The 11,019-nt window shown below is 43.4% G+C and carries 9 protein-coding genes and 1 riboswitch; of the genes, 8 read left to right on the top strand and 1 reads right to left on the bottom strand.

The features are described 5' to 3' along the window. Nucleotides 1-468 precede the first annotated feature (468 nt). A riboswitch (glycine riboswitch) is annotated at nt 469-564 on the top strand. Nucleotides 565-717: 153 nt separating this feature from the next. From ACVPON_RS06080 to ACVPON_RS06070, 3 genes are all read left to right on the top strand, one after another. Further along, a complete protein-coding gene (locus tag ACVPON_RS06080) occupies nt 718-2,049 on the top strand; it encodes an alanine/glycine:cation symporter family protein (RefSeq protein ID WP_462877175.1) in 1,332 nt (443 codons plus the stop codon). 91 nt (nt 2,050-2,140) lie between these two features. Next, on the top strand, nt 2,141-2,968 hold the full coding sequence (locus ACVPON_RS06075; protein WP_462877173.1) for a mechanosensitive ion channel family protein: 828 nt from the start codon (nt 2,141-2,143) through the stop codon (nt 2,966-2,968). Nucleotides 2,969-2,981: 13 nt separating this feature from the next. Further along, entirely contained in the window at nt 2,982-3,587 is a 606-nt protein-coding gene (locus tag ACVPON_RS06070) for a DUF4352 domain-containing protein (RefSeq protein ID WP_462877171.1), read from the top strand. Nucleotides 3,588-4,223: 636 nt separating this feature from the next. Here the strand turns inward: ACVPON_RS06070 and gdhA are convergent. Continuing rightward, nucleotides 4,224-5,570: an NADP-specific glutamate dehydrogenase gene (gene gdhA / locus ACVPON_RS06065; protein WP_462877169.1), complete on the bottom strand. Its 1,347-nt coding sequence runs from the start codon at nt 5,568-5,570 to the stop codon at nt 4,224-4,226. Between the two features lie 289 nt (nt 5,571-5,859). Here gdhA and ACVPON_RS06060 point away from each other — a divergent pair, with 289 nt between their 5' ends. From ACVPON_RS06060 to ACVPON_RS06040, 5 genes are all read left to right on the top strand, one after another. Beyond that, a complete protein-coding gene (locus ACVPON_RS06060) occupies nt 5,860-6,795 on the top strand; it encodes a dihydroorotate oxidase (protein WP_462877184.1) in 936 nt (311 codons plus the stop codon). 472 nt (nt 6,796-7,267) lie between these two features. Continuing rightward, on the top strand, nt 7,268-8,461 hold the full coding sequence (locus ACVPON_RS06055) for a CapA family protein (RefSeq protein WP_462877182.1): 1,194 nt from the start codon (nt 7,268-7,270) through the stop codon (nt 8,459-8,461). 93 nt (nt 8,462-8,554) lie between these two features. After that, nucleotides 8,555-8,935, top strand: coding sequence for a hypothetical protein (locus ACVPON_RS06050; RefSeq protein WP_462877166.1), 381 nt, complete (start codon nt 8,555-8,557; stop codon nt 8,933-8,935). Nucleotides 8,936-9,102: 167 nt separating this feature from the next. After that, entirely contained in the window at nt 9,103-9,921 is an 819-nt protein-coding gene (locus ACVPON_RS06045; RefSeq protein ID WP_462877164.1) for a Cof-type HAD-IIB family hydrolase, read from the top strand. 101 nt (nt 9,922-10,022) lie between these two features. Then, entirely contained in the window at nt 10,023-10,862 is an 840-nt protein-coding gene (locus tag ACVPON_RS06040) for a Cof-type HAD-IIB family hydrolase (protein WP_462877161.1), read from the top strand. The last annotated feature ends 157 nt before the right edge of the window (nt 10,863-11,019 follow it).

Below are 11,019 nucleotides of genomic sequence, written 5' to 3'. Positions count from 1 at the left end.
GGATACCACTTTTTAGGCACTGGGCGCTATGATAAGATCGCTTACATACCTTTTCTGAAACTATTTCAGTTTCATGCGTTTGGCGTGGTAAGAGATCATGCTTATCTGTAGGATTAGAGCCCTTTATGTGTTGAATCCAGATAATGGGTCATTGGTCATCAGAAACCTAGTTGCCTTTGTAGGGGCTAGTTTATACCAGTGTAGCATAGACCATAGACCGCTGAGGCTGATGTAGCTGATAGTGGAAATAAGGGGCTTGATATCAAGTACTTCATGGAGTAGGAAAGGATAGGAAATGGCTAGAAATGTAGGGAATCGATTGCTCTTTATGAAATTTTTCAAAAAATGTTCTTGCCTTTTTCCATTTTTTCGGTATACTAGTAAGTAAATCATCTCAGCTTTGGCTGAGTATACAAAACGAATACCGGTTGACATCGCATAGAAGGGCCAAGGGCTTAACTGTGGGAAAGACGGAACTCTGGAGAGACCGTAATGGCGCCGAAGGGGCAAGGTGAAGTGCAAGCATTCACTCAAACTCTCAGGCAAAAGGACAGAGCATAGGATATTGGAAATGTATTTCCTCTAGGCTAGTGGATAGGATTGTTCTATGGTTCTACCGCCCCAGCTCCTATCTGTATTATGGTTAAAACAGAGTTTGACGATGGTCGTCAGGCTCTTTCGTTTTGATTGAAGAACTAAGATCTGGAGGAGATAGGAATGTTAGAAATCTTACAAGACCTGAATGGTCTGGTCTGGGGCCCCCCTTTACTCATGCTTTTAGTGGGGACGGGAATTTACTTTACACTTCGGCTGGGGCTTTTCCAAGTTCGAAAATTGCCGGGTGCCTTTCGTTTAGTGTTGTCAGATGATGCAAGTGGTCAGGGAGATGTCTCTAGCTTTGCAGCCCTCTGTACAGCCCTTGCAGCAACGGTTGGTACAGGAAACATTGTTGGTGTTGCGACTGCTATTAAGACTGGTGGTCCTGGGGCTCTTTTTTGGATGTGGGTTGCAGCCTTTTTTGGTATGGGAACAAAGTATGCAGAGGGTTTTTTAGCCATTAAATACCGCACCAAAGATGCCAATGGTCAAGTAGCAGGAGGTCCCATGCACTATATCACGCTCGGTATGGGAGAAAAGTGGAAGCCCTTAGCGATTTTCTTTGCCATTGCAGGAGTTTTGGTGGCCTTTCTTGGTATTGGAACCTTTGCACAGGTCAATTCAATTACTTCTTCTTTGGAAAGTAGTTTTTCTTTTTCGCCACAACTTGTTAGCATCATTCTAGCAGTAATTGTCGCAGTTATTATCTTTGGTGGGATTGAATCAATTTCCAAGGTTTCGACCAAGGTTGTTCCTTTCATGGCACTTGTCTATATCGTAGCAACGCTGGCTTTGCTAATAGTGAATATCAACCAACTCTTGCCGGTTCTTGCCCTGGTGGTAAAAAGTGCTTTTACTCCGACTGCAGCGCTTGGAGGATTTGCAGGGGTGAGCGTTCGTGCGGCGATTCAAAATGGAATTGCAAGAGGGGTCTTTTCAAATGAATCAGGGCTCGGGTCAGCACCGATTGCAGCTGCGGCTGCTAAATCCAACCAGCCTGTTGAGCAGGGCTTGATTTCGATGATTGGAACCTTTATTGATACGATTATTATCTGTAGTTTGACAGGTTTGTCAATTCTGGTGACGGGTCAATGGACAGTCGAAGGATTGCAGGGTGCACCTTTGACGCAAGCAGCTTTTGCGACCTTGTTTGGAAATCCTGGCGCCCTTGCCTTAACCTTTAGTCTGGTTCTTTTTGCCTTTACGACGATTTTAGGCTGGAGCTATTATGGGGAGAGATGCTTTGAATTTCTCTTTGGGACGCGATTTATTTTACTGTATCGTTTCATTTTTATTGCCATGGTCGCTCTAGGGGGCTTTCTTCAACTGGATATCATCTGGATAATGGCTGATATTGTCAACGGGCTCATGGCACTTCCTAATTTGATTGCCTTATTGGCTTTGTCACCGATTATCATTCGTGAAACAAAGCGGTATTTTAAGGACAACTAGGACGGGAATTAGAATATTAGGGCAAGGCATAGAGTTTGATGTCCTCAGAGACTAGTTTATGGTATAATAGCGAAAGAAGGAGGAGAAGCAGGTGCATTTTTTTAGCAACTATTTAGCCCAGATTGATGTAGAAGCGCTATTGACGGAGCTGGTAAGTAAGCTGTTATCGCTTATTCTACTAGTACTTGTGTTTTATATTCTTAAAAAAATCGTAGCCTTCTCTATCAAAAAAGTATTTTTATCCTCTTTGCGGATAGCCAATCAAGATATTGGACGGCAGAAGACCATCGCGCGCCTCCTGGAAAGTGGCATGAATTATGTCTTGTATTTTCTCTTGCTGTACTCGGTCTTGACGATTTTAGGGCTTCCTGTCTCTAGTCTGTTAGCAGGAGCTGGAATTGCTGGAGTTGCAATTGGAATGGGTGCCCAGGGCTTCTTATCTGATTTGGTTAATGGCTTTTTCATTCTTCTAGAACGTCAGTTTGATGTGGGAGAGGTGGTTCGTCTGACCAATGGGGTGATTAAGATAAAAGGCACGGTTGTTAGCGTAGGGATTCGGACCACTCAGATACGTGATGCAGATGGGACCCTTCATTTTATTCCGAACCGTAATATTCTCGTGGTCAGCAACCAATCACGGGGAGATATGCGGGTGCAGGTTGATCTGCCACTTGGCTTAAGCGCTGATTTGGCTAAGGTTGAAGAGGTGATAGTAGCAGTCAATCAAAAAGAGGTAGGGAGCTTGTCGGCCATTAAAGAGGTCAAGATGATCGGTCCACAGACACTTGACAATGGGCAGTTCGTCTTTCGAGTGCAATTCTTTGTCACCAATGGTCAGCAAAATAGTATCTACCAACAATTTTATACCCTCTATCAAGAAGCCTTGTTTGCAGCAGGTATTGATCTAACAAATCAGTAGAAAAGGAGAAACGATGTTTCCGAAAGAATTTATCATTGAAGATGGTCACGTTTACTATAGGAAAAAACCGCTCTACAAACAGCCCTTGTTTTGGACGACGATTGCAGGAGCTACTGTAGCCTTCATATTGGGAATCTTACTCTTTCTAATCGTCTTGGGAGTAGCGAGCTCCTCGTATTCGTCTAGCTATGGGCAAGAGAGTTACGATGACATAGGGGCAGGGTTGGTTACAGAGCAGGAAGTGGGCCAAGAAGTAGAATTGCAAAATGGCTTGAAGTTTACGGTGCAATCGTTAGAGTTAGATGCTGGAGTAGACTTGGAAGACTTCTACTATGATCAAGCTTTGATCGTCAGCATTCAAGTGAAAAATCCGACGAAGCAATCCATCTATTTTGATGAGCGTGACAGTCTCTTATTTGGGACAAAAAGCAGTAATAGTGACGAACTGGAAGCTGTCTACACTCTTGATAATCGAACCTATGATGTTGCTTTAAAAAAGAAAATCAATCCGGGAGAAACAGTCAAGTATACTCTCATCTATGGGGTGGACATCGTCCCCAACTATCGTTTGATGTATGAGGGAAATGTGTGGAATTTTCAACAGGAAGAAAGTTTATAGTTGATAGTTTATATAGAAAGATGGCCCAGCTGTCATCGGTTATACTCATTTCATTTTTTTATTTCTTCGACGATTGTGGAAACTCCGTTTCCCTCTGTCCAACGAGGCTGGGAGAAAACTAACAATTTCTCGCTTCGCTTAAAGTTTGAATAGATAAAAACAGCTTGGAATCAACGTTTCGAATAACGTGATTCCAAGCTGTTTTCTATTTCGAAGACTTTTTGTCCAGTCTCCTCACTTTGCCCTACTCCAGTATAGCCTGCAGCTCGTTGCCTAGTACTAATACTCTTTAAAACTCAAAAGGATCCTTCGTCACCTTGCCTTGGTGAAGGCTCGTTCTACCTTCGGCTTCGATTAGAAGGAAATGAGCGGTGCTACTCTCATTTCCAACCTTTCACAATTCTTAATGGTGAAAGTTAATCTACTGTTGATTTTTATTGAGTATAAAAGGGAACGAAACGACTATATTATTTGGAAGACTGATGACGTGTTCCGTTATAGATTTAGCTCAAAGGCTATAAAGAGAGGTTGGAACACATAAAAGTGTCCAACCTCATTTAGAACTATTCCAGTCAATCGTACTCTATGATGGACTTGGAAATTGTTGTAGACCTTATCCCTGCTTCATTAGGGGATTTATACTAAGCCTTGTGCAATCATAGCGTCTGCGATTTGTTCAAAGGCAGCGATATTAGCCCCAGCTAGGTAGTCTTTGCCAAGATTGTACTTCTCAGCTGTTTCTTTAGCGGTGTTGAAGATGTTTGCCATAATATCTTTCAAGCGGTTATCTACTTCTTCAGCTGTCCATGAGAGACGAAGGCTGTTTTGGCTCATTTCAAGTGCAGAGACAGCAACGCCTCCAGCATTCGCAGCCTTAGCTAGTCCATAAAGGACACCATGTTCTTGGTAGGTATGAATCGCATCCAAGTTAGATGGCATGTTAGCCCCTTCAGCAACGCAGTAAACACCGTTTTTTACGAGGCGACTAGCAGCTTCACCATCGATTTCATTTTGGGTCGCACATGGAAGAGCGATATCTGCTTTTCCGTCATATGCCCAAACAGATCCCTCGTGATAAGTAGCTGTTGCCTTTTCGGCAGCATACTCTGTCAGACGGGCACGACGCTTGTTTTTGATTTCGCAAAGAAGGTCGAAGTCAATTCCGTTTTCATCAATGATGTAACCATTTGAATCCGATACAGAGATGACCTTAGCACCGAGTTCAGTCGCTTTTTGAACGGCGAATTGTGCTACATTTCCAGAGCCAGAAATAAGAACAGTTTGGTCCTTGAATGATTTGCCATTTGCTTGCAACATATTGTCAGTGAAGTAGACAAGACCGTAACCGGTAGCTTCTGGGCGAATCAAGCTACCACCAAAGCCAAGAGGTTTGCCAGTTAAGACCCCAGCATCGAATTGACGGAGGCGTTTGTATTGACCATACATGTAGCCAATCTCACGACCACCGACACCGATATCACCAGCTGGGACGTCAAGAGATGGTCCGATGTGTTTTTGAAGTTCTGTCATGAAACTTTGGCAGAAACGCATGATTTCTGCATCAGTCTTGCCTTTGGGATCAAAGTCAGATCCCCCTTTACCACCGCCGATTGGTAGGCCTGTCAAGACATTCTTGAAGATTTGCTCAAAACCAAGGAACTTCAATATGGACTGGTTGACGGTTGGGTGGAAACGAAGCCCCCCCTTGTAAGGTCCTACCGCTGAGTTGAATTGAACCCGATAGCCACGATTTACTTGAATCTTTCCATCCTTGTCTGTCCATGGTACACGAAAGCTAATGATACGCTCAGGCTCGACCAGGCGAGCTAAGATGTTTTCAGTGATATATTCTGGATGTGCTTCAATCACAGGCTCAAGTGTATTGAACAATTCCTCAACGGCCTGTAAAAACTCAGTTTCATGTGGATTGCGGGCTTTTACAGCTTCAAATGAGTGCTGGATATAGTCTTTTGCAGTTGTCATAAGATAGTGTCACCTTTTCTACTTAGAATGATACTCGAAAAACCAAACTCTTTTGCTATCGCTAGTTTCAGATTGTTGATTCTAGGGAGTATAAAGCTTAAGATTAAATTTTCAGACAATTTAATCTTTATGCTTGCTATTATAGCATCAAGTGGTGTAAATGTAAAGTGAAATAGTAAAAATTCTGACAATTTTTGTGAGAAATTTTGTGAGATAAGAAGCGAGCTTAGGCTATTTTTTCGCATGATTTTATGATAGAATGGACGAAATAAGGATTTTGGAGGACAGTATGCCATCGACCAAGACGCACATTGCAGGTATTGCTTTTGAAAATTGCTTGATGAATGCCGCAGGGGTTGCCTGCATGACCATTGCAGAGTTAGAGGAAGTAAAAAACTCACAAGCCGGAACCTTTGTGACCAAGACGGCTACCTTAGGAGAGAGAGCTGGAAATCCTGAGCCACGCTATCAAGATGTACCGCTTGGCTCTATTAATTCCATGGGGTTGCCAAATCAGGGCTTGGATTACTATCTAGACTATCTCTTGGAATTGCAAGAAAAAGAGCCCAATCGTACCTTTTTCTTATCGGTAGTTGGCATGTCTCAAGAGGAAACGCACACGATTTTGAAAAAGATTGAAGCAAGTGACTTCATCGGCTTGACTGAATTGAATTTATCTTGTCCAAATGTACCAGGAAAACCCCAGATTGCTTATGATTTTGAGACGACAGAGGGAATTTTAAAAGAGGTCTTTAGCTACTTTAAAAAGCCACTGGGCATTAAGTTGCCACCGTATTTTGATATGGTACATTTTGACCAAGCAGCAGCAATTTTCAATCAATTTCCGCTTGCCTTTATCAACTGTGTTAATTCGATTGGAAATGGGCTTTACATTGAGGATGAGTCGGTTGTTATCCGTCCTAAAAATGGTTTTGGGGGAATCGGTGGTGAGTATATCAAGCCGACAGCTCTTGCCAATGTCCATGCCTTTTATCAGCGTCTCAAGCCAGAGATCCAAATCATCGGAACAGGTGGTGTCTTGACAGGACGGGATGCCTTTGAGCATATCCTCTGCGGGGCTAGCATGGTGCAGGTTGGAACGACCCTTCACAAAGAAGGTGTTGAAGCTTTTGAGCGTATTACAGCCGAATTGCAAGCCATCATGGCAGAAAAGGGCTATGACAGTCTGGATGATTTCCGAGGAACCTTACAGTATATAGATTAGGATAAACGAGGTTGGGACAAGGGGTTCCGCCTCGTTTGCTGTTATCGTTTAGAGAGTGTTGTCCTCAATGGTTGGAAGGAGAAATCGGTATTTGCTTGTGCATATGCCCAAAAGCTTTTTCGTTCGTTCCCCTAGTGTTCGCTTGTTTTTTGCTCTCTCGTATCTTATTAGTGTTCCAAGCGTGGAAGTGGAAAAAGAACCATCGAGATTTTGAAGCGATGGTGTCTATCTCCTACTCTATAAAAAGTCAACATCTGATTGCGGAGATGAAAGTACAGATAGAATAGAAGTCCGACTGGGTGAGCCAGCAAGGTCAGAATTTGCCTTTTGTAGACATTGCCTAGCTTTTTCAGTAAGAATAGCGTATACTGGAAGAAAGGAGGAGGGGATGATGAAGAGAAGAAGAGCCCGCGTTGGTAAACGTAGCCGTCAGCAGAGGAAGAAATGGATTGGCTATGCCTTTTTATTCGTAATGGTGGTAGGAGGAGTAGCAGGCCTTGTTTCTGGTGGATCAGTTCTTTGGTCTTACGTCTCATCTATTGCTTCGACAGCACCATCATCTCCTCGTGCAGTTTCAGCAGTCGTGAAAGAGCCGATACCACAGGAGCAGGCAGTTCAGACAGCGAGGGTGATGGCACATGGGGATCTGCTCTACCATGATGTGATTTACTGGAGTGCACAACAACCAGATGGTCAATATGATTTCACTGAAAACTTTACCTATGTAAAACCTTGGATTGAGCAGGCAGATTTGGCGATAGCAGATTTTGAAGGAACGATCTCTGCTGACTATCCTTTGAGTGGTTATCCCTTGTTTAATGCTCCGCCGTCGGTCGTCCGTGCTATTTGGCAGACGGGGTATGATGTGGTTGATTTAGCCCACAACCACATTCTTGATTCGCACCTGACAGGTCTAGTATCTACGGTAGATGCCTTTCAACAGGTTGGTATTGATACGGTGGGGGTATACCGTGATGGTAATCGGGAATCCGCACCTATCTATATCAAGGAAGTCAAGGGAATGAAGATAGCAATCCTAGCTTACGCCTACGGTTTTAATGGAATGGAGGGAAATCTTTCTCAGGAAGAATATGAAGGTCATCTGTCTGATTTGAACCTAGAGCGGATGAAATCAGAAATAGAGCGAGCAGAAGTAGAAGCAGACTTCACCATCATCATGCCCCAAATGGGGATTGAGTATCAGCTAGAGCCGACAGAGGAACAGGTAGCCCTTTACCGACAAATGGTAGAATGGGGAGCAGATATTGTCTTTGGAGGCCACCCTCATGTAGCAGAGCCAGCAGAAATCATTGAAAAGGATGGGGATCGGAAGCTCATTGTCTACTCGATGGGGAATTTCCTCTCCAACCAACGGATTGAAACCATGGAGGGAGTTTCTAACTCTCAATGGACCGAGCGTGGGGTCTTGATGGATGTGACGCTCGAAAAGAAAGAGGGGAGAACCCGGATTCAGACAGCCAAAGCCCATCCGACCTGGGTGAGCCGTGTACCGAAAGAGGGAACAGACTTATTTACCTACCAGACCTTTGTACTGGAAGATTTTATCGAGGGTGGTCCCAATCGTCACCTGCTAGATGATGAAACCAAGGCACGGATCGATCTTGCCTATCAAGAGATGACAGACTTTATGGGCTTGAACTGGTGACTATCAAGAGTCACTCTTGACCTAGGAATAGGATCTTGATGAGGGCTAAAATATCGTGAGGAACTCTATGATAATAGGAGGTGAAAAATAATCATGGATATAAAAAAGGGGATTCTTGAAATCGATACAGATTTAAGGATAGAGGATACCTATACACTTCAAGACTTTAAAAGATCTATCTATTTTACTGGGCAAGATTTGAGTAGGATTATTTTTTTGGATAAAAAATGTAGGGTACAAAACCATACATTCTCCATTTCTTTCTTTTTTAAGGGTGAAATCCTCTATATGATTGGCTTGGTATGCATGGATAGAGAATTTGCACCTGAAAATGAAAAAGACAGAAAAAAATATCATGATACGATTTTGGAATCCTGGGGATTACAGGATAAAAATAGGTTTGCGTGGGGGAGTATTGCTTCTGAGTATGACAGCAAAAGCAATATAAGTAGCATCAATATGATATATGAATAATGGAGGTAAAAGAAAGATTCGTGTCCTAGAGTGCTTTCGTTTTAAAATAGAATATAGGAACGGTAGTGGGTGGAAGCAAGGTTTATTCTAGAGCAGCTCCTATAGCAATGCTTGGTTTGTACTAGAATGACAAGAGATAAAGCGATAGAAGAAAGTAGAGGCTGGCAATGATAAAAGCAGTTGTAACAGATATGGACGGGACCTTTTTAGATGCTTGCGGTGGATTTGATCGTGAGCGGTTTGAATGGGTTCTTACCCAGCTAGAAGCAAGGAATATTCCCTTTATTGTAGCAAGTGGTAATAGCCTAGAACGTTTGCTGGACTTGTTTACAGGTTTTGAGGATCGGGTCATGTTTCTGGCAGAAAATGGCGGTCTCTTTTATCATCAGGGGGAGATGTTGTTTCGCAAGGTCTTGGGAGCTAGTGTGGTTGAAAGACTGGTTGAGTATTATAAGAGTCGAGTAGAGTATTGTTTGATGCTCTCAAGCGATACCAATATTTACATTGATAAGCGTTCTCCTCAGCCTTTTTCAGAGCCTGGGTTAGCGATTACACAAGCGCAGTTACAAGCTTTTTGGGATAAGATTGTGCGCCTTGAGGACTTGGGTGATGTCCCTCGAGATGTCGTCATTACCCATGCAGGTTTTTGGGTGAAAGAGGAGTTGGTGGATTCGCTTGTGGCAGAATGCAACCAGATGTTTGCTGAAGAGGTGCTTGCGGTGACCAGTGGCTATGGTGCGGTGAGTATTTTACCCAAAGGCGTACACAAGGCTTGGGGAGTGGAGCAGGTTTTGCAACCACTAGGAATAAAAGCGCGGGATGTTCTTGCTTTTGGTGATAGTGATAATGATGTGGAGTTGTTGGCTTATGCAGGGCATTCCTATGCGATGGCGAATGCGACGGAGCGTGTAAAGGCAGTCGCTAAACATCTTGCTCCTTCCCATGTGGATCAGGGAGTTCTTGCGGTGATAGAAGGCTACCTATAGCTAGAAATAGGGAGACTGTCTATAACTTCGTTGTGACGGATGTTCGCAAGTCTACTGCTCATACTTTACAAGTGAATTGTAGCTTGAAAGATGATTTGTAAATGAAAAGACGACAGAAAGAGAAGATGATGAAACAAGCAAGAATGAAACTGGTTGCTTTTGATATGGATGGAACCTTTTTAAATTCGCAGAATGAGTACGATCGCAAGCGTTTTCGCCGTGTGTGGCGGCAGCTACAAGAGCGTGGTGTTCGGGTAGTAGCTATTTCGGGCAATCAGTACCAGCAAATCAAATCCTTTTTTCCAGATATCCACGATCAGATGACGATTGTATCTGAAGTGGGTGCTGTTATTGTAGAAAATGGTCAGCGGATTGCAGAGTACCATTTTGAACGAGAAGTAGTAACTGATTTGATTGCTCTATTAGCACAAAAAAACCTTTTACATCGTTGTTCTATTAGTGGTCTAAAATCGTTGTATTTTGCCCAAAGTGCGCCAGAGGATTTCAAGACATTGATGACCAAGCATAATTATGAGTGGCGGGAAATTGAGGATTTAAGAAAATTGCCAGAAGATGACTTTACTATTTTGACCTTGGATGTACCAGAAATGGACATTCAAGCCTTGGTGGCGGATTTAAATGCAACGGGAAAAGGAAGGGTGCGTGCGGTGTCGAGTGGTTTTAACTTTATCGATATCGTGCAACCGGATGTTAACAAGGGGACTGCCCTTGATTTTCTCGCCAAGCGCTGGCAGATAGAGCCTTCTGAGATGATGGCTTTCGGTGACAGCGACAATGATTTGGAGATGTTGCTGTATGCAGACCACTCCTATGCCATGGCCGGTAGTCCTAAGAGTGTTTGTCAGGCAGCAAGATTCCAGGCGCCATCCAATGATGTGTCGGGTGTGTTGCAGGTGATAGAAGAGGTCGTGTTAGTCTGAGTAGGGCTCTCAATCAGTTTGGGTATTGGTTTTATCAAGCAACTATCTATTTTATGACACATTTGTTAATGTAAAGGCTCCATAAACGCTACAGTGGGGAATTTCCTACTGCAAGAATGATGGAGCCTTTTTGAGTGTTTGTAGGTTGAATGTTTGA

This window comes from Streptococcus sp. 1F3 (genome assembly GCF_054968985.1).
This window is presented reverse-complemented; position numbering and strand designations above follow the sequence as displayed.

Bases quoted from the DNA above. Each gene is read 5' to 3' on its own strand.
- ACVPON_RS06080 (WP_462877175.1), top strand. From the start codon at position 718: ATGTTAGAAATCTTACAAGACCTGAATGGTCTGGTCTGGGGCCCCCCT.
- ACVPON_RS06070 (WP_462877171.1), top strand. From the start codon at position 2,982: ATGTTTCCGAAAGAATTTATCATTGAAGATGGTCACGTTTACTATAGG.
- gdhA (WP_462877169.1), bottom strand. From the start codon at position 5,570: ATGACAACTGCAAAAGACTATATCCAGCACTCATTTGAAGCTGTAAAA.
- ACVPON_RS06060 (WP_462877184.1), top strand. From the start codon at position 5,860: ATGCCATCGACCAAGACGCACATTGCAGGTATTGCTTTTGAAAATTGC.
- ACVPON_RS06055 (WP_462877182.1), top strand. From the start codon at position 7,268: ATGGTGGTAGGAGGAGTAGCAGGCCTTGTTTCTGGTGGATCAGTTCTT.
- ACVPON_RS06050 (WP_462877166.1), top strand. From the start codon at position 8,555: ATGGATATAAAAAAGGGGATTCTTGAAATCGATACAGATTTAAGGATA.
- ACVPON_RS06045 (WP_462877164.1), top strand. From the start codon at position 9,103: ATGATAAAAGCAGTTGTAACAGATATGGACGGGACCTTTTTAGATGCT.
- ACVPON_RS06040 (WP_462877161.1), top strand. From the start codon at position 10,023: ATGAAAAGACGACAGAAAGAGAAGATGATGAAACAAGCAAGAATGAAA.